General features: G+C 71.1%; 9 protein-coding genes. 6 read left to right on the plus strand and 3 right to left on the minus strand.

What is annotated here, in order from left to right:
* Window positions 1–11: 11 nt before the first annotated feature.
* From WME95_RS17760 to WME95_RS17785, 6 genes are read left to right on the plus strand one after another with little or no spacing between them, the layout of a single operon-like run.
* Window positions 12–3386, plus strand: coding sequence for an AMP-binding protein (locus tag WME95_RS17760; protein ID WP_437909544.1), 3375 nt, complete (start codon window positions 12–14; stop codon window positions 3384–3386).
* Window positions 3383–4570 carry a radical SAM protein gene (locus WME95_RS17765; RefSeq protein ID WP_437909545.1) on the plus strand — a complete coding sequence of 396 codons (1188 nt, stop codon included), beginning with the start codon at window positions 3383–3385 and terminating at the stop codon, window positions 4568–4570. The genes WME95_RS17760 and WME95_RS17765 overlap by 4 nt, the downstream gene beginning before the upstream one ends.
* Window positions 4567–5679 (plus strand): aminotransferase class I/II-fold pyridoxal phosphate-dependent enzyme, encoded by a 1113-nt coding sequence (locus WME95_RS17770; RefSeq protein ID WP_437909546.1) that lies wholly within the window; start codon window positions 4567–4569, stop codon window positions 5677–5679. The genes WME95_RS17765 and WME95_RS17770 overlap by 4 nt, the downstream gene beginning before the upstream one ends.
* Window positions 5676–7274, plus strand: a complete 1599-nt coding sequence (locus WME95_RS17775) for an MBL fold metallo-hydrolase (RefSeq protein WP_437909547.1) — start codon at window positions 5676–5678, stop codon at window positions 7272–7274. The genes WME95_RS17770 and WME95_RS17775 overlap by 4 nt, the downstream gene beginning before the upstream one ends.
* Window positions 7271–14176: an amino acid adenylation domain-containing protein gene (locus WME95_RS17780; RefSeq protein ID WP_437909548.1), complete on the plus strand. Its 6906-nt coding sequence runs from the start codon at window positions 7271–7273 to the stop codon at window positions 14174–14176. Before WME95_RS17775 ends, WME95_RS17780 begins: the two co-directional genes overlap by 4 nt.
* Window positions 14173–17775 carry a type I polyketide synthase gene (locus tag WME95_RS17785; RefSeq protein ID WP_437909549.1) on the plus strand — a complete coding sequence of 1201 codons (3603 nt, stop codon included), beginning with the start codon at window positions 14173–14175 and terminating at the stop codon, window positions 17773–17775. Before WME95_RS17780 ends, WME95_RS17785 begins: the two co-directional genes overlap by 4 nt.
* A 1-nt stretch (window position 17776) precedes the next feature.
* Here the strand turns inward: WME95_RS17785 and WME95_RS17790 are convergent, their stop codons facing one another.
* From WME95_RS17790 to WME95_RS17800, 3 genes are read right to left on the minus strand one after another with little or no spacing between them, the layout of a single operon-like run.
* Complete coding sequence (locus WME95_RS17790) at window positions 17777–18799, minus strand: TauD/TfdA family dioxygenase (RefSeq protein ID WP_437909550.1); 1023 nt, start codon at window positions 18797–18799, stop codon at window positions 17777–17779.
* A 3-nt stretch (window positions 18800–18802) separates the two neighbouring features.
* Window positions 18803–19360: an MbtH family protein gene (locus tag WME95_RS17795; RefSeq protein ID WP_437909551.1), complete on the minus strand. Its 558-nt coding sequence runs from the start codon at window positions 19358–19360 to the stop codon at window positions 18803–18805.
* Entirely contained in the window at window positions 19357–20196 is an 840-nt protein-coding gene (locus WME95_RS17800; RefSeq protein WP_437909552.1) for a class I SAM-dependent methyltransferase, read from the minus strand. The genes WME95_RS17795 and WME95_RS17800 overlap by 4 nt, the downstream gene beginning before the upstream one ends.
* Window positions 20197–20198: the final 2 nt, after the last annotated feature.

Below are 20198 nucleotides of genomic sequence, written 5' to 3' on the forward strand. Positions count from 1 at the left end.
TGACGCCCATCATGTCCGCCCCGCGAAGCCGCCCCCCGCCGCCTTCCGAGCCCGCGCGCGCCTCCGAGGGAGCCACCGTCGTCGATCTGCTGCGCACCCGCGCGGCCCTCGCCCCCGATGCCCCCGCGTACACGTTTCTCCTCGACGGCGAGACCGGCGAGGACACATGCACCTGGGCGGAGCTCGATCGCGCGGCCCGCGTCCTTGGCGCCAGGCTCCAGGCGCTCGGCGCGACGGGACAGCGCGTGATCCTGCTCTGCCCCTCGGGCCTGGATTACGTGCGGGGGTTGTTCGCCTGCTTCTACGCCGGGGCTGTCGCGGTGCCCGCCTGTCCGCCGAGCGGCCGCAACACCCTCCCACGGTTGCTCGCCATTGTATCGGATGCCCGGCCTGCGTTCGCGATCGCGCCCGCGACGCTGCGCGCCCGCGTCGAGCAGCTCTTCCTTGAGACAGGACAGGCCACGCCCTTCTCCTGGATCGCTCCGGAGGAGCGCGGCGATTCACCCGCCTCCTGGCGGGAGCCTCCGAGCGATCCGGATGCGCTGGCCCTGTTGCAGTACACCTCGGGCTCCACCGGAGACCCGCGCGGCGTGCGGTTGACTCACGGGAACCTGATCCACAACCAGCGCATGATCCAGCATGCCTTTGGCACACCGGAGCATCCCGTGGTGTTCGGATGGCTGCCGCTCTATCACGACATGGGCCTCATCGGGAACCTGCTCCACCCGCTGTATCTCGGGGCGCGCTGCGTCTTCATGGATCCCGTGCGCTTCGTCCAGAGGCCCCAGCGCTGGCTCGAGGGCATCGCGCGCTTCCGGGCCACCACGAGCGGCGGGCCCAACTTCGCGTTCGACCTCTCGGTCGAGGCCTTCCCCGCCGGTCCTCCACGCGAGCTCGACCTCTCCGCCTGGAGCGTCGCGTTCAACGGCTCCGAGCCCGTACACGCGGCCACCCTGGCGCGGTTCGCTCGTCACTTCGCCGCCGCGGGCTTCCGCTTCGACGCGTTTCGCCCCTGCTTTGGCCTCGCCGAGGCCACCCTGATCGTCTCCGGTGGCGCCCCCGGCGCCCCTCGTGCCTTCCAGCGGGAGGCGCTGGCCCAGGGCCGGATCATCGAGAGTGCGCCCACGCAGCCCGGTGCGAGGACCCTGATCGCGTCGGGCCGCGCGCTCCCAGGAGAGCAGGTGTGCTTCGTCGATCCACAGACTCGTGCTCTTTCACCGCCGGATGCCGTGGGCGAGATATGGGTCCGCGGCTCCAGCGTGTCCGCGGGGTACTGGAATCGCGAGGACGACACCCGCGAGACCTTTAAGGCCCGGCTCGCGGGCGGATCCGACGATACTTTCCTGCGCACCGGCGATCTCGGGTTCTCCCTCGACGGGGAAATCTTCATCGCGGGCCGGCTCAAGGACTTGATCATTCTCCATGGCAAAAACCTCCACCCCTCCGATATCGAGGAGACGGCGAGCGCATGCCATCCTGCGCTCTGCCGCGGCAGCGCCGCCTTCGACGCCGAGCCGGACGAGGGCGGCGGCCTCGTGATCGTCCAGGAGGCTCGCTCCCACGCTTCCGGCGATCTCCGGGCGGCCGCGTTCGCCATCCGCCGCCGGGTGGCCGAGGTACACGAGATCCCCGTCCGCGCCGTGCTCCTGGTCCGGCCCGGGGCCATCCCGACCACCACCAGCGGCAAGGTGCGGAGGAGGCTCTGTCGCGAGACCTACCTCGCGGGCTCGTTCGACGCCCTCCATGCCTGGCGGGCCTCCGACCCGGAAATGGGGCTCGGCGACTCCCCACCGCGCACCTCGATGGAAGAGCTGTTGTCGGTGATATGGGCCGAGGTGCTCGGGAGGGACAGCGTCGGAGTCCGACAGAGCTTCTTCGACCTCGGGGGTGACTCGGTGCACGCCCTCCGGATCGTCGCGCGCCTCCAGGGCGTCTCTCACGTCCAGCTATCCACCACGGACCTCTTCGAGCATCCGACCATCGCGGAGCTCGCCGCGAAAATCAGTGAACCCGCCGCGGGCGAGGTCGCGCCCACCGCGCCGATCGCGTCCGGCGGCACGGCCCAGAGCGGGCCTCTCGCGTTCGGACAGGAGGCCATGTGGCTCCTCGAACGGATCGCGCCGGGCACCGGGCTATACGTCGTGACGGTGGCTGCGCGCCTGGAAGGTCCCGTCGATGCAAATGTTCTCGATGCCGCCTTGCAGGCCTTGGTGGCGCGCCACGCCGCCCTTCGCGCCGCCTTTCCCGAGCGGGGCGGCCAGGCCGTCCAGGTGATCGCGGAGGAGGCCTATTCTCCGCTGAACACGGTGGATCTCACCGGCCGCGGACCCGACGCTGAGGCTGCGTGCTCGGCGCTTTTCGACGCCGAGGCGCGACGTCCCTTCGACCTGTCGCGAGGCCCTCTCTTCCGGGTCACCCTCGCCGCGCTGTCCGCAGGTATCTACAGGCTCCAGCTCGCCCTCCACCACATCATCTGCGATCACGAGGCGCTGCGCGTTCTGTTGAGAGATCTCTCCGCCCTCTATCGCGCCCTCGCGCGCGGCGAGGCCCCGCATCTCCCCGCTCCTGCGTTCGGTCCCGTCGACTTCGCGCGATGGCAGCGAGAGGTGTGGGCGGGCGCGCGGTCCGTGCGGGCCAGCGCGGCCACGCTCCCCCCTTCGCCGATCTTCCCTGCCGATCGCGCGCGCCCCCGCACGCGAACGTTCGTCGGCGCGAGCCAGTCCGCCGTGCTCCGTCCGTCCGTCTCGAACGCGCTCCGCGCCGCGGCGCGGGCGGCTCGCGCCACACCCGCGATCGCAGGCCTGGCCTCGTTCGCCGTGTTCGTTCATCGCTACACGGGATCGCCGCGGTTCACCATCGCCTGTCCGTTCTCCAATCGCGGCCGCCCCGAGCTTCAGGATCTGGTGGGCGTCCTGGTGAGCACGCTCTCCCTCGCCATCGACGTCACGGGCGATCCCACCTTCTTCGATCTGATCGAGCGCGTCCGCGACGTGGTCCTCGCCGCCCATCGACACTCGCAGGACGCCCCACCGGATCGCGATATACCCTCCCACGACAGCTCCCGCGTGATGTTCAGCTTCCTACGGCACACCGGGGACGAGCTGTCCCTGCCCGCGGTGAGGACCACCCTTTTGCCGCACGTCACGCGCTATTCCATGGCCGATCTGTGCCTGTCGATGATGGAGACGGACGGCGAGATCTGGTGTGATCTGGAGGGCAGCACGGAGCTCTACGACGTGACGACGCTCCGGATCCTGCACGCGAAGTATCTGTTGTCGCTGGCCGGGGTGACGGCCCATCCGGAGCGGCCCCTCTCCGCGTGCGACCTGACGCTGCCCGAGGAGAAGAGCTTCTCCTCGCTGCCCTCGCTGGAGATTCGGCTGTGACGGAGCTGGTCTCTCTCGCCCGGCCCTCCCGCGCGCGCCTTCGCCGCGGCATCCAGCAGTACATGCGGGGCCTGCGCGACGACGCCCGCCGCGCGCGGGCCGCGGAGCTGCGCCCGGACGACTTCGACCGGCTCCTCTTCACCGATCCGCGCAAGGGCCACCTCGACGGGGAGTGCGTGGACCGTCTGGTGCTGTTCCTGCGGGGCACCGGGTGCGCGTGGGTCAGCCAGGGCGGCGGGTGTACCTTCTGCGGATTCTGGGACGCCACGCGCTTCGGCGAGCGGGTGACCGACGAGCAGTATCGAAAGCAGGTGGAGGCCGCCGTCGACGCGGAGGGGGCGCGCATAGCCCGCTATCCCATCGTCTGCCTCTACAACGACGGGAGCTTGATTGACGAGGCCGAGATCGGCAGGGGCGCTGTGACGACGATCGTGCGGCGCATCGCCGAGCTCCCCACCGTCCGGCGCGTCGTCATCGAGGCCAAGGTGTCCGACCTGCGCGAGGATCTGGTGCGCGAGCTGGTCGACGCTGCGGCGCCGAAGCAGATCGAGATCGCGGTGGGCTTTGAGTCCGCCAACGCCGACGTGCGGGATCTGTGCGTGAACAAGAGCTTCAGCCTGCGCCAGTTCGAGCAGAAGTCGGCACTCGTCAAGAGCCTCGGTGCGCAACTCGTCCCGCTGGTCATGGTCAAACCGCCTTTCTTGACCGAGGCGCAGGCCATCGAGGACGTGGTGAGCACGCTGCAGTTCCTGGAGGGCCTCGGTCTGCCGCGGGTGGACCTCGAGATGGCCACCGTCGAGGCGCACACCCTGGTCCAGGATCTCTACCGGCACGGCCTCTACCAGCCTCCGCGGCTCTGGTCGGTGATCGCCGTGGTCGAGCGGAGCCGGACCCTCGGGCTCACTACGCCCGTCTACATCAGCCCTCCCAACTACAGCGTGCCTTCCCTGGCCCACGCCGCCAACTGCCGGGAGTGTACCCCCGCCGTGGTGCGGGCCATCGAGGCCTACAATCACCGCTTCGACGCCTCGTCGTTCGGATCCCTCGGCTGCGCGTGCCGCGCCGACTGGCTCGCGGAGATCGCGACTGTGGCAGCCCTAGGCGATCTCGAGGAGCAGGTGCAGCGCATCTTCGATCACCTCGTCGCGCTCTCCCCCGCCAGAGCCGCCGCGGAGCCGCCGTGAAGATCCCGACCCACCAGATGGAGCCCTGGCTCATCCAGTACCAGGACGTGCCGTACAACCTCGGCGAGAGCGGCGTGCTCGACCAGACCGTGGAGGACATCTTCGCCGCCACGGGTGAAGATCCCCGGAGGCTGCTCCGCACAAGCCTCCGGAACGGCGACACCCGGGGATCACTCGAGCTGCGGCAGCAGGTCGCCGCCACCTACGCGGGGGTCGATCCGGCGTCGGTCCTGGTCACCACCGGGACCAGCGAGGCGCTGTTCATTTACTTCCAGATCCGCCACCGGCCCGGGGCCAACGTGGTGGTGCCGGTGCCCGCCTTCCAGACGCTGTACGAGGTCCCGCGCTACCTCGGCTACGAGGTCCGCACCCTGCCTCTCCGCGCGGACGATCATTTCCGGCCCGACCTCGACGCCCTCGCGCGCCTCGTCGACGATCGGACGCAGACCATCGTGGTCAACAATCCGCACAACCCCACCGGCGTGCGCTACACGCCCCGGGAACTCGACGCCATCCTGCGCCTGGCCGAAGCGCACGGCGCCGAGGTGCTGGTGGATGAGCACTATCGCTTCTTGCCCTACGCGGGGGACGATCCCATCCCCTCCCTCTACGGTGCCTCCGACCGCGTGGTTGCGGTGGGATCCATGATCAAGTGCTGCGGCTGCGTCGGGCTGCGGGTCGGCTGGATCCTGGGCCCCGCCGAGCTGCTGGATCGGTGCCGCGATTTCCGCGACTACACCACGCACACGCTGTCTCCGATGAGCGATTTCCTGGCGACGACGATCCTGGCGCACTGGAGGCCCATCGTGGCTCGCTACCGGGATTGGATTCGCGCCAACGTCGCGCGCTTCGGCGAGCTGGTCGACGACAATCCCGATCTCTTGTCCTGGATCCCGCCCGAGGCCGGCGTGGTGGCCTTCCCCCGGTTGAGCGCCCCCGGGATGACCACTGAGGCCTTCAGTAGCGGGTTGGTCGAGCGCACGGGGGTGTTCGTGCTCCCGGGGGAGGTGTTCGACGTGCCGGGGCACTTCCGCATCGGGTTCGGCATTCCGCCGGCCTCATTCTCCGAGGCCATGTCGCGCATGGAAGGGTGGCTCCGGAGGCGATGAGCCGCGCCGCTCGCTCGTCGTTCCTCCGCGCGGACGTGCGCGCCGAGCCACTGGTCGACCGCTGGTACGCCTGGTCTTACCTCCTGTTCCCGCCCTCGGCCGCGCTGTACCTGGCGAACGCGCATCTGCCGCTCTTGCGCTCGTACCTCGCCGACCCGAACGCGCACGCCGAGGCGGCCCGCGGGAAGCTCGATCTCGGCGCGCCCGTGGTGGCCTTCGACACGATCCAGACCGACGCCGTTCGAGCCCTCCTGGATAGGACGCTGGCCGAGCAGGCCCCGCTGCTGGAGCTCGCCTCCGGCATCACGGAGCTCGAGCACATCCTCGGCGCCGAGGCGCGGGGAGGCAGCCTGGACCGCGTGTACGAGCGCGTGCCCTCCGCGCTCCGCGGCTACGTCGAGCTCGTGTATGACCGGGAGAACCATCCGTCGATGCGTTTCCTCGAAGCCCTCCTGTACAAGAGCCCGCTCTACCCCCGGGCCGGGCAGGGGATGTCGCTGTCGATCGTCTCCGGCCACCGGCGGCCGCCGGCGCTCAGCACGCCGCGCCTCCCCGGCGAGGGCGTCGTGGAGCTCTCCCTGCCGTTCGACGCGCCCTTCGTCGACGAGCTGTTCGCGATGCGGCGAGCCCCGCGCCGGCCCGAGGAGATGGCCGAGCGCCTCGGCCTCGACGCGGGCGCGCGGGAGCGGTTCTCCGCGCTCCTCACGGACACCGCCCCTCGCCCCGTGGAGGCCTACGCGGGCCCCGGGATCCGCGCCCGCTACTTCGGCCACGCCTGCGTCCTGCTCGAATGGGCCGGGGGAAATGCGCTGGTCGACCCGCTCATCAATCATCGCTACGAGAGCCGGGAGCCGTACTTCTCCTTCGAGGATCTCCCGGAGGTCCTTTACGACGTGGTGATCACCCACGGCCACGAGGACCACCTGCACCTCGAGACGCTGATCGAGCTCAGGCACAAGGTGCGGCGCGTGGTGGTCCCCAAGAGCGGCGGGGGCCGCCTAGAGGATCCTTCGCTGCGCCTGTTGCTGCGGGCCGCCGGTTTCCGTGACATCGTCGAGGTCGACGATCTCGACCGGCTGGAGTGCGCGGGCGGGGCCATCACGGCGCTTCCCTTCATGGGAGAGCACGGCGACCTCGCCATCCGGAGCAAGGCCGCGTACCTCGTGGAAGGCGGGGGTCGCAAGGTGCTGTTCATGGCCGATTCGGACAACGTCGAGCCCCGGGTCTATGCGTCCGTGCGCGCCCACGTGGGGCCGGTCGACGCCATGTTCCTGGGCATGGAGTGCGAGGGATCGCCGCTCACCTCGCTGTACGGTCCGGTGCTGACCACGCCCCTTCTGGCCGAGCACCGCGAGTCGCGCCGCTTTCGTGGATCCGACTGCGCGCGCGCGCTCGATCTCGTGGCCCGCTTCGAGCCTTCCCACGTGTACGTCTACGCCATGGGGCAGGAGCCGTGGCTCTACTATCTCATGAGCCTCGAACAGGGCGCCGAGTCCCGCCCCATCGTCGAGTCGAATCGGCTCGTCGAGGCGTGCAGGCGCAGGGGCCTCGTGGCCGAGCGGCTCTACTGCAAGAAGCAGGTCGAGCTGCCATGAGCGCCGACCCCGTTCGGCTCAAGCTCCTGGAGCATCACTGGCTTCGCAAGCTCGCGCCGGTGATCCGGCGAGGAGCCGCCGTCGATCCTCGCCATGCTCCCAAGGCGCCCCGGAGGGCGTTCGCGATCGCGATCCCTCCGGATCTCTTCGAAGCTGCGCAGAAGGCCTGCCAGGGCTCGGAGCTCGGGCTCTTGGTGCTCCTCGCAAGCGCGCTGCTGGCCACGGGGCGGCGCTCCGCTGATGGGGACTCCGCCACGATCGGCCTGGCCGGCTTTGACGAGCTCGCCGCGGGGCCGGCCGCCGATCTGCTGCTCCTGCAGCGCTCGATGGATCCCAACACGCCGTTCGAAGAGCTGGTGCAGGGGGTCGAGCAGGACTTTCTCGAGGCCATGGCGCATCGAGAGCTGCCCTTCGAGGCCCTGATCGGCCGCCTCCGCGAGCGAGGCGAGGCCCTCGATCCGGACTGCTTCCGGATCGCGCTGGGCCGCTCGGAGAGCCCCTTCGTCGACGCCTTCGATCTGGACCTCCACCCGGCGATCGCCGGTGGCTCCGCCGCGCTGCGAGGCAGCCACGGGTCGTCGCTCCGCCCGTTCGAGGCCGAGGCGTTCGTGGCCCGCGTCCTCCACGTGCTGGCCGACGGCCTGCGGCGCCCACGCACCCCGATCGGGCAATTGCGGTGGTTCGGTCCCGAAGAGGAGGCGCGCATCCGGACCGTCTACAACCGCTCGGCCGTGGAGCCTCCCTTCCGCGCGGTCCACCAGCTCTTCGGCGACAGGGCCCGCCTGCGGCCGGACGTGATCGCGGTCGTGGGCGAGGACGGACACCTGAGCTATCGGGCGCTGGCCGCGAGGAGCAGCCGGCTGGCGCGCGCGCTGGTGCAGGCCGGCGCGGGGCCGGAGGACGTGGTGGCGATCTTCGCTTCGTACACGACCTCGCTCGCGGTCTCCACGCTCGGTGTCCTCCAGGCCGGGGCCGCCTTCACGCTCCTGGATCCGCGGCTCCCCGCCGATCGGCTGGAGCTTCTGCTCCGCGACAGCGGCGCCGCCTTCCTCGTGATTCCCCCCGGCACCTCGCCGCCGCGCTTCGGCGGCCGGGTGCTCGCGCTCGACGACCGCCTCGGCGCGGACGCGCCGCCGCTCGCGGGCACCGACGTCGATCCAGCCCAATTGGCCTATCTCATCTACTCGTCAGGCAGCACCGGCTCGCCCAAGGCCACCATGGTGGAGCACGGCGCGTTCTCCAGCTTCACGCGCTGGGCCGCGGGCGAATACGGTCACAGGGAAGGGGTCCGGTGCCTGCTCGGCACCTCAGTGGCGTACGACGGAACCATCCTCCAGCTCTTTCCCCCTCTCGCCGCGGGCGGCACGGTTCTGGTGGTCGATCCCCGCTTTCGCCTGGAGATCCCCCGTTACGTCGCCTACCTGCGAGACCAGCAGATCCAGTGCGTGGATGAGGTGCCCAGTCTCCTGCGAGAGCTCTGCGCCTACCTCGCTGGCTCGGGGGAGGCACCGCTCGCCGATCTCGCCACGCTCTCGGTGGGAGGCGAGGCCATCTCCATCGAGCTGGTCCGCGAATGCCGCCGGCTGATCGCGCGGACGGGGATCATCCTCAACGGCTACAGCCCCTCGGAGACGAGCCCGATCGTCCTGACCCACCGCTTCGACGGCGCGCGCGACGACGAGGTCTCGCTGCTCGGCGCCCCGAGGCCGAACGCCCGCGTCCTCGTGCTCGACGCGGACGACGAGATCGTCCCTCCGGGCGTGGCCGGCGAGATCCACATCGCGGGATCGCCCGTCTCGCGCGGTTATCGCAACCAGCCCGGTCTCACGGCGTGTCGCTTCGTGCCGAGCGTCTGGGACGACGGCGGGCGTATGTACCGGTCGGGGGACCGAGGCCGCTGGGCCGAGGGGGGAGCCATCGAGTTCTTCGGCCGCGCGGACCGGCAGGTCAAGGTGCGAGGCCACCGCGTCGAGCTCGACGAGGTGGAGGCGCGCCTGCGCGCGCTTCCGGAGGTCGCCGCGGCCGCGGTCACCCTCGCGTGCGAGGCCCCTTTTGCCGGGCAGATCGTCGCTCATGTCGCGCTGCGGGGCGCCCCCAAGGCTAAGGAACCTCCTGCGGAATTGTGGCCCTCGCTCGGCGAGTACCTCGTCTACGATGAGCTCGTCTACCAGGCCATGACCAACGACGTGGAGCGGAACCGCCGCTACGCGGCGGCCATCCGGCGACACGTGCCGGGCAAGGTGGTGGTCGACGTGGGCACGGGAAAGGACGCGGTGCTCGCGCTGATGTGCGTCGAGGCCGGGGCCCGCCGCGTCTACGCGATCGAGACCCTCGACGCGGCCTACCGCGCGGCACGTGACCTGGTCGCGTCGCTGGGCTTCGGGGATCGCATCCACGTGATCCACGGGGACTCGCGCGAGGTCACGCTGCCCGAGCCCGCCGATGTCTGCGTGTCGGAGCTGCTCGGCGGCATCGGCGGCTGCGAGGGCGCGGCCGCGCTGCTCGACGACGCGCGCCGGCTGTTGCGCCCGGGCGCCGCGATGATTCCGGAGCGCTGCACGACCTTCATCGCCGCCGCCAGGCTCCCCGACGATCTGCACGAAGAGCCACGCTTCGGGGCGCTGGCTCGACCGTACGTGGAGGCGATCTTCCGGCGGGTGGGCCGCCGCTTCGACGTGCCGGTGGGCGTCCGCGGCTATCCGCCCTCGCTCGTGGCGTCGACGCCGGCGGTGTTCGAAGACCTGGATTTTCGCGGTCCGATCGGCGCCTCGTACGAGCGATCCATCGACATGACCGTCACCGAGGACGGGCGCATCGACGGTTTCGTCCTCTGGCTGTCGGTCGCGACCATGGAGGGCGAGGCGCTCGACACCCTCCATCATCAGCACTGCTGGATGCCCACGTTCTTTCCCGCCTTTTACCCGGGTGTCCGGGTGAAGGCGGGAGATCGGATCACCGCCGTTTGCTCCGGCCGCACCGCGGCCGACGGGCTCTTGCGCGACTACCAGCTGCGGGGCCAGCTCCTGCGGCGGCGCGAGGCTCCGGTCGAGTTCCACCACGCCTGCCAGCCCTACGAGAGTGCCTATCGGGGATCTCCCTTTTACGAGCGCCTCTTCGATTCTGCGTCCGTGCCAGCGCCGGCGCGCCGCGGGGCGCGCGCAGAAGCGTCGCTACGGCGCCGCCTCGCGGAGCAGCTCCCCGACTTCATGGTGCCCGCGCGCTTCGTGCTCCTGGACGCCCTCCCCATGCTGGAGAGCGAGAAGGTGGATTATCTCGCGCTGCCCTCTCCATCGCTCCCCGATCGCGCCGGGGAGAGCCCCGCTCCTCGCACCGCCGTGGAGCGCGCGCTGGCCGCGCTGTGGGCTTCGGTCCTCGGCGTCGGCGACGTCTCGGTCCACGACGACTTCTTCCGGCTCGGAGGGCACTCCCTGGCGGCGACGCAGCTCGCCTCGCGGGTGAGGCAGACCTGGGGCGTGGAGATCTCGGTCCGCGACATCTTCGATGGGCCCACGCTGGGGGCGCAGGCCGGGATCATCGAGCGAGCGCTCGAGGCGCGGAGCGCGCCGGCCGAGGCTGCGCCGCCCCCGCGCCGGCACGTCCCCAGGACGGGGTATTCGCCGCTCTCGCTCGGACAGGAGCGCCTGTGGTTCCTCTCGCGGTTCGATCCCGAGAGCCCCTTCTACGTGGCCGCGGCCGTCGTGTCGCTGGAGGGCGATCTCCCGATCCCCACGCTGCGCCGGGCCCTGGGCCTGGTCGCGGAGCGGCACGCCATCCTGCGCACCACCTTCTCGTTCGATGGCACCCGGCCGGCGCAGGTCATCGCGCCCTCCATCGAGGTGCCCTTCGAGATCGTCGATTACCGCGATCGGCCCCCCGAGGACGCACGCCGCGCCCTGGCCGAGGCGCAGCGCGAGCGGGCCCGCCGCCCGTTCGATCTGGAGGCAGGTCCCCTGTGGCGCACGACGCTCTTCCTGCTGGAGGACCGCCGGCAAGAGCTGCTCGTGACCATCCATCACATCCTCTGCGACGGGTGGTCGGTGGGTGTCCTGACCGCCGATCTCGCCGCGTTCTACCGCCAGATCGCGCGGGGCGAGCCTCCCGGGCTGCCCGAGCTTCCCCTGCAGTACGCCGACTACGCCGTGGAGCAGCGCGAGGCGTTCGAACAGGGCCGCTTCGACGGCGCGCTGGCCTACTGGACGAGAGTGCTCGCGGGCGCGCCGCCGCTCATCGGGCTGCCCACCGATCGGCCCCGTCCCCCGGTGATGAGGCACGACGGCGCCACGCGCCGGTTTCGTCTCTCCCCTGCCGTCGCCGCGGCGCTCGCCGCGCTCGGTGAGCAGGAGGGCGCGTCGCTCTTCATGGTGCTGCTCGCGGCCTTCAAGTCGTTGCTCCACCGCTACGGCGCCGGGACCGATCTGGTGGTCGGGTTCCCCATCGCGAGCCGCCCCCGCCCAGAGCTCGAAGGCCTGATCGGCTTCTTCGCGAGCTCCATGGTCCTGCGCACGGATCTCTCGCACAATCCGTCCTTCCGCGAGGTCCTCCGGCGGGTCCGCAGCGGCGCGCTCGACGCGTACGCGCACCAGGACGCTCCGTTCGAGAAGGTCGTCGACGCCATGCGCCCCGACCGCGATCCGAGCCATCCCCCGCTGTTCCAGATGGCGTTCGTGTTCCACGATCGGCCGCTGCCGCCCCTCGATCTGCCGGGGCTCACCGCCGCCGTCGAGGAGCTGGACACGGGCACGTCCAAGTTCGATCTCACGCTGACCGTCCAGCAGGCCGAGGACGGCCTCCACGGCGCGATGGAATATCGCCTCGATCTCTTCGACGAGGGCACCATCGACCGCATGATCGCGAGCTTCGCGGCGCTGCTCTCGGCGGCCGCGAGCACGCCCGATCGGGACGTCCGGTCGCTGCCGCTGCTCTCCGAGGCGGAGCGCGTCCGCGCGCTGTCCGTGTGGAACGACACGCGCTCCGAGCCTGCGCTGCGGGCGAGCCTTCAGCAGATGTTCGAGGCCGAGGTGCGCCGGCGTCCCGACGCCGTCGCCGTCGCGGGCCGGGACGAGTGCCTGACCTACCGGGAGCTGAATCGCCGTGCCAACCGGCTGGCGAGGCGCCTCGCGGCGCTCGACGTGGGGCCCGAGGTCATCGTGGGCGTACACGTAGAGCGGTCGTGGTGGGCCGCGATGGCGCTGCTCGCGATCGTCAAGCGCGGCGCCGCCTTTCTGGTGATCGATCCGACCTACCCGCGCGAGCGCGTGCAGCACATCCTGAAGGACGCCGCGCCCGCCGTGCTGCTCGCGCAGCCGGGCTTGCCCGACCTTCCATGGGCCTCTTGCCCGGTCCTGTCCCTTCGAGACGACGGCTCGTCCTCCGCGGACGGCGCGACCAACCCGCGCGACCTCAGCCGCCCCGAGGGGCTCGCCTACGTCGTGTACACCTCGGGGACGACGGGGCGCCCCAAGGGCATCGCCATGACGTACGCGTCGCTTGCCAACGAGATCGCGTGGCACCACGAGGCGAGCCCCACGCGCGGCCCCCTCCGCACGATCCAGCTCGCCTCGCCCAGCTTCGACATCGCGTACCTCGAGGTGTTCGGCACGCTCTGCCAGGGCGGGACCCTCGTCACGATCCCGGACGACGTGCGCGCCGACCCTCGCGCGCTCGGCGAGGCCATGGCGGATCTGGCCGTCGAGCGCGCGGTCATGACGTACGCGATGGCCAATCACCTCACGCAGGCGGCCCAGCTCCACGGGCTCCGCCTCCCGCACCTGCGGGAGCTCGCGTCCACCGGGGAGGAGCTGCGCATCACCGCCGAGATGAGGCGCTTCCTCCAGGACCATCCGCGCGCGCGGCTCGGCAACTACTACGGCCCCGCCGAGTGCGACGTCGTCACGTCGTGCTGGATGGAGGGCCCGCCCGACGCGTGGCCGGCGTCGGCGCCCATCGGGCGGCCGATCTTCAACACCCGCATCTACCTGGTCGACGGGCTCATGGCGCCGGCGCCGATCGGGGCCCCGGGCGATCTGCTGATCGGCGGCGCGTGCGTCGGCCGCGGCTATCTCCGCGCCCCCGCGGCGACCGCCGCTCGCTTCTTGCCCGATCCGCTCTCCGGCGAGCCGGGCGCGCGCCTCTACCACACGGGGGACTCGGCCCGATACCGGACCGACGGCACCATCGTCTTCCTGGGCAGGACCGACCGGCAGATCAAGCTCCGGGGCGTTCGCGTCGAGCCCGCCGAGATCGAGGTCGCGCTGAGCGAGCACCCTGGCGTCGAGGCGGCCTTCGTGGTCGCGCTCCAACCTGAGGGACGGGACCCTTTCCTCGTCGCGTACGTCGTCGCCCGTCCCGGATCCACCGTGTCCGTGGCGGAGCTCCGCGCGCACGTGGCCGATCGATTGCCTCACTTCATGCGCCCCCGCCATCACCTCTTCGTGCCCGAGCTGCCGCTCGATCCGAACGGCAAGATCGATCGGCGAAAGCTGCCCTCGCCGGCCCTCGACGCAGAGAGCGCGGCCGCCTTCGCGCCGCCGCGGAGCGAGGTCGAGGCGGCCCTGGCGTCCATCTGGCGCGAGGTGCTCGGGGTGGATGCCGTCGGCCGGAACGACAACTTCTTCGATCGCGGCGGAGATTCGCTGCGCATCGCGCGCGCCCACGCGCGCATCGTCGAGACGCTGGGCGTCCGGCTGGCCATCGTCGATCTGTTCCAGTGCCCCACCATCGCGGGCCTCGCCGAGCTCCTGGCTCAACGGAGCCCCGGCGCCTCGCCGGCCCGCCGCCGGGAGCCCGCGGACGCCGAGGCCCGGCGGGCGCTGCGCGATCAGCAGGCGGACGCGCGGCGCCTCCGCGAAGCCGGGCGAGAGGGCTTCTCGCTCGGTGAGGCCCGTCGAAAGCGAGGCAGATGACGGCCGCGGACGATAAGAACCTCATCGCCGTGGTGGGCATGAGCTGCCGCCTGCCGGGCGCGCGCGACGCCGCGCAGTTCTGGGAGAACCTGCGCGACGGCGTGGAATCGATCTCGTTCTTCCAGCGCGAGGAGCTGATCGCCGCGGGCGTCCCGCCCCACCTGGTGGACGCGCCCGGCTACGTGCCCGCCGCGGGCGCGCTGGAGGGCGCCGATCTGTTCGACGCGGAGTTCTTCGGCCTCACCCCGCGCGAGGCCGAGCTGCTCGACCCGCAACACCGGATTTTCCTGGAGCACGCCTGGGAGCTGCTCGATCGCACGGGCCACGGCGCCGAGGGGCGGGACGAGGTGGTGGGCGTCTATGCGGCCGCCGACTTCAACAGCTATCTGGTGCACAACCTCCTGCCCCACTACCACCGCATCGGCGCCGGATCAGGCACGTTTCAGGCCCTCTTGGCGAGCGACAAGGATTACCTGACCACGCGCGTCTCCTACAAGCTCAACCTGGTCGGCCCGAGCATCACCGTGCAGACCGCGTGCTCGGCGTCGCTCGTGGCGGTGCACCTGGCCTGCCAGGCGCTGCTCGCGGGCGAGTGCGATCTGGCCCTGGCGGGGGGCGTGTCGATCACGGTGCCTCTCAAGGCCGGATACCTCTACCAACCCGGCATCGTCTCTCCCGACGGGCACTGCCGCGCCTTCGACCATCGGGCAGGCGGGACCGTCGGGGGCAACGGCGTCGGAATCGTCCTCTTGGCGCGCCTCGCCGACGCCCTCGCCGCGGGCAACCAGGTATTGGCGATCATCCGTGGGACGGCGGTCAACAACGATGGATCCGACAAGGTCGGTTACACGGCGCCCAGCGTTCGTGCGCAGGCCCGCGTCGTCGCGGAGGCCATGAGCGTGGCGAGGGTCGAGCCCGATAGCATCTCGCACGTCGAGGCCCACGGCACGGGGACCCGGCTCGGCGATCCCATCGAGGTGGAGGCGCTGACGCAGGCCTATCGGCGCAAGACGAGCCGCACGGGCTTCTGTGCGCTCGGCTCGGTCAAGACGAACATCGGGCACCTCAACGCGGCGGCCGGCGTCGCGGGGCTCATCAAGACGGTGCTGGCCCTGCGCCATCGGATGATCCCGCCGAGCTTGCACTTCGAGCGGCCGAACCCGGAGATCCCCCTCGAATCGTCGCCCTTCTTCGTGAACGACCGGCTGCGCCCGTGGACGGCGGAGGGGCCCCGCCGCGCGGGCGTCAGCTCGTTCGGGATCGGCGGGACCAACGCCCACGTCATCGTGGAGGAGTGGACGGATCCTCTGCGCAGCGAGGCGTCGTCGCGGCAGCGTCACGCGCTGATCCTGTCGGCCAAGTCCGAGGCCGCCCTGCGCGCGCTCTGCGCCGACATGGCCGGCTTCCTGGAGGCCCACCCCGAGGTCGACGTCGCCGACGCGGCGTTCTCGTTGAGCGTCGGTCGCACGGCGCACGCGCATCGCCGGGCGGTGTTGTGCAGGACGTCCGCGGAGGCCGTCGCGGCGCTGCGTGAGCCTCGCGGCGGGCCGTCCGTCCGCGTCTCCGGATCGCCCGGCCCGGTGCTGCTCTTCTTTCCGGGCGACGCCGCGGCCGCAGCGCGGATCGCGCGCCTCTTCGATCGGCGCTGCGATCCGCTTCACGCGCACCTCACCGCCTGCGCGGAGCTCCTCGCGTCCGAGCTCGGCATCGCGCTGCCGGGGTTTGCTCCCGGCGCGGCGCCTTGTCCCGCGCGCGGGGTCGACGGCGCGGCCCGCGACCGGGCGGCGTCCTTCGCCCTCGCGTGGGCGCTCGGTCAGCTCTGGTTGGACTGCGGCCTCCAGCCCGACCAGGTCGCCGGGAGCGGCGTCGGGGAGATCGTCGCCGCGGTCGTCCGGGGCGAGGTTTCGCTCGAGGAAGGCCTCCGGCGGGCCGCCTCAGCCGATGGGAGCGTGGAAGGCCCGAGCCCCGATCTTCCGCCGCCGCAGGCCCATCGATCCTGGCTGGTGGTCTGCGCGGGAGCTGCCGACCGTCCTGCGGGCTCCGGAGTCGATAGCTGGCTCCCGTCGTTGGCCAGCGCCGGCGCCGGCGGAGCACCGGACGATTCGCCGCTGCTCGACGGCCTGGTGAAGCTGTGGATGGAGGGCGTCCCCGTCCTCGTGCACCGCTACTACGACGGGGAGAAGCGCCTGCGCGTGGAGCTGCCCATCCATCCGCTTCGGCGCGAGCGCCACTGGCTGCGTCCGGACCCCGAGCCTCCGCCGGCCGAGGGCTCGAGGCGAGCGAAGGAGTCGCGCGTCGCGGAACACGTGGAGTCGCTGATCGCCCGCTTGACCGCGCGGACCGGCGCGTCGAGGCGGCTCGCGGAGAGCCATCGTTCGACGCACGCGGACAACCGGTCGATGGTGCGCTTCCGGTCGGCCTGGAAGAAGCTCTGTTATCCCCTCGTCGCGAGGCGGGCCGAAGGGTCGAGGCTCTGGGACGTCGACGGCAACGAGTACGTCGATCTGACCATGGGGTTCGGGGTCAACCTGTTCGGCCACGCGCCCCGGTTCCTGCGCGACGCGCTGGACAGGCAGCTCGTCTCCGGCATGAACTGCGCTCCCGACGTGCGATCGGCGGGCGAGGTGGCGGAGCGGATCTCCGCCATGACCGGCGTCGAGCGCGTGGCGTTCTGCAACACCGGCACGGAGGCGGTCATGCTCGCGCTGCGGGTCGCGCGGGCCGTCACCGGGCGGGACAAGGTGGCGCTCTTCGCGGGCTCCTACCACGGCAGCTACGACGGCCTGCTCGCGCGGAGCGGACTCTCGGGGGACAGATCGATCACCCTGCCGGCCGTGCCGGGAATCCCTCCGCGCATGATCGAGGACGCCATCGTGCTCGATTACGCGAGCCCCGCGTCGGTGAACGCCGTGCGCGAGCGCGCTCACGAGCTCGCGGCCGTGCTGGTGGAGCCCATCCAGAGCCGCCGTCCCGATCTCGTGCCGAAGGCCCTGCTCCAGGATCTTCGAACGGTCACCCGGCAGGCCGGAGTGCCGCTGATCTTCGACGAGATGATCACAGGGTTTCGAATTCACCCCGGCGGGGCTCAGGCCTGGCTCGGCGTCGAGGCCGATCTCGTGACCTATGGAAAAGTGCTGGGCGGAGGGCTGCCCATCGGCGTCGTGGGCGGCCGGGCGGATCTGCTGGCGGCCATCGACGGTGCGGCGCTCCGGGCCTTCTACGACGGCACGTTCTGCCAGCATCCCCTCGCCATGGCCGCGGCTCGCGCCGTGCTCGACGAGCTGTCCGCCCAGGGGCCCGCCCTCCAGGAGAACCTCAACCGGCGCGCCCGCGACTTCACCCGGCGCCTCGACGCGATCCTCACCGAGCTTCGGGCGCCGCTCCGGGTGGCCTCGTTCGGATCGTTCTTCAACTTCGCGTTCCAGGGCGCAGCGGCCCACGCGGAGCTGCTCCTCGGCCACCTCATCGAGCAGGGCGTCTACGTGTGGGAAGGCGGCACGTGCTTCGTCTCCACCGCGCACTCCGACGCGGATCTCGATCGGGTGGCGAGCGCCCTGGAAGCGGGCGTGGGCGCGATGCGCCAGGATGGGCTCCTCTGACTCAGGCGGCGCCGGATCCGCTCGACGGCAACGCGACGTCGGCCCAGCGGCACGGCTGACCCATCGCCGTCCACACTACCCGCGGACCCCGGAACGGCGAGCGTCCGTGGGCGGTCAGGCTGTTGTCGAGCAGCAGCACGTCCCCCTCGCGCCACGGGAAGGCGCACGTCTCCGCCGCGTACGCCTCGCGCAGCGTGGCGAGCACGTCGGGCTCGAAGGGCTCGCCGTCGCCGTAATGGGTCTGGCTCGGCAGGCCGTCGGCGCCGCAGAGCTGCGCCAGGAACGCGCGGACCTCGGGCCGCAGCGTCGATGGGTGGAAGAAGGTGAGGTGGTTCATCCACGTCGCGTCGCCGCTTCGCGGGTGCCGGAGAGCCACGTCGCGCACCTGCCAGGTGCGCAGCCGGCCGCGATCGAGCCACTCGAGCCCGATGTCGTTGGCGCGGCAGTACGCCTCCACCTCGCCCCGGTGGGTGGTTTGAAAAGCCGTCTCCCACGAGACGCCGACGTTCTTGTGGTAGGTACGCACGTAGCGGTAGCGGCGGGTCAGCAGCGCGTCGCGCAGGGAGCGCGGGATCCGATCGAAGACGCGCCGGCAGCTCGCGATCGGCGTCTCCCCCCCGGCGGCGGCGCTCTTCACGCAGAAGAACGCGATCTTCTGCGGGAAGATCGCGTTGTACGACTGCTCGTTGTGGAGGAAGATGGCCTCTTCGGCGGGGTGCTCGGTGGAGGTGTACACCCGGTCCTCCACCTGCCGCCGGGGCGACGATCGCTCGACATACGGGAGCACGTTGCCCGCGACCGCGGTCATGAACGCCTGGAAGTCCGCCGCGCCGGCGAGGGCGAAGCCCCGGAAGAGCACCGCGCCGTAGCGCGTGAGCGCGGCCTCCACGGCGTCACGCCGGTGCATCGCCATCTCGGTGAGGCGTTCGCCTGGACGCGATGGCAGGACGAGCGCCGCGAGCTCTTGCTCAGGGAACAGGACGTCGGCGACCTGCAGATCCCCTCCGGCGCCGCTCTCCAGCACGGCTCAGCCCTCGTCGAGGCGCGAGAGGCGCCCCCGTCCTTCCAGGCTCATCGCGTCGACGTCCACCGTGCAGCGGACCCGCACCCCGTCGAGCGTCAACGCCCCCTCGAGGTGGGTCCGGGCGAGGCCGGAAGCCGGCGGCGTGGACGCCTCGCGCGCGAGGCGCACGCCGAGCTCCGTAGGCCCCTCCGTGCCCACGAACCGGATCCGCACGAACTCGCGCCGGAGCACGTCGTCGAGCGTCGCGCCCGAGGGCGGCAGCACCACCACCGGATGGTCCCCGCGGCACAGGCGGGTGACCAGATCCTCTCCCAGCAGGGCCGGATCGACATCCTCCACGGCAGGCAGCCCCGCACCTTGCGCTGCTTCCATGCGCTTGCGAAGGCTCAGCGGGCGCATGTCGGTCCACACCGCATCGATGTGGGCACAGCACTCGGCCCAGCTTCCCGTCTTGCCCGCCTCGCTCCACCCGAGCGGCAGGCTCCGGTCCGCGGGCCAGAGGGAGTATTGCTCCTCGTGGTTCTTCACCACGCGGAAGATGCCGTCTCGGTTCTCGCTCACGGCTGCTCTCGTTCGAGGATCCACACGCCGTAGGTCAGCTTGTCGATCAACAGGTTGAGGTTCCAGTAGTAATAGCCGAGGAGGCAGGCGTAGTTGCGCTCCCCGAGCCGGGCGATGGTGCGCGAGCGGGCGCGCAGCGCGCGCGCGAGGCGCATGGCATCGCGCCCGCCGTCCTCGCCGAGGGCCTCGTAGTAGGGGGACGTCTCGATGTTGGTGGTCCCGTACTCGACCACCCGGAGGCCCGCGCGTTTGAAGGCGCTCATCATGCGGTCCTCGGAGAGGGTGTCGACGTTCAGCCCGAGCGGCTCGGCGAACCGCGGGATCTCCCCGGGTTCCAGGTTCGGCGTGGCGAGCACGCTGTAGTTCATCATCCGCTTGCCGGGCCGCAGCACGCGGGCGCACTCGGCGGCGGATTGCTCGATATCGTCGATATGGTTGAAGACGTCGCGACACCAGATGAAATCGACCGACGCGTCCGGCAGCGGGATGGCCTCGGCCGCCCCGCGCAGCAGCGTGACAGAGTCCTGTACGCCTTCGTTGCGAAACCGCTCCGCGGCCAGGGTGATGTTCTGCTCCAGCGGGTCGACGGCGATCACGCGACAGCCCAGCTTCTTGACGAACTCGACGGTGAGCCGGCCCTTGCCGCAGCCCAGATCGAGCAGGGTGTCGCCCTTTCCGACCCCCTGGCGCTCCGGGATCTCCGGCAGGTACTCGCTGTAGGGCCGGCCCCCCGGGTCGGCGTCGAGCCACGCCGCGGCGTCGCCCTCCGCGATCTCCGCGAGGAAGGGCCACAGGAACTCGTAGAACTCGGTCACTCGCTGCGCTCGATCCGTCACGG

The organism is Sorangium sp. So ce327 (genome assembly GCF_051530205.1).
Classification (GTDB): domain Bacteria; phylum Myxococcota_A; class Polyangia; order Polyangiales; family Polyangiaceae; genus Sorangium; species Sorangium cellulosum_B.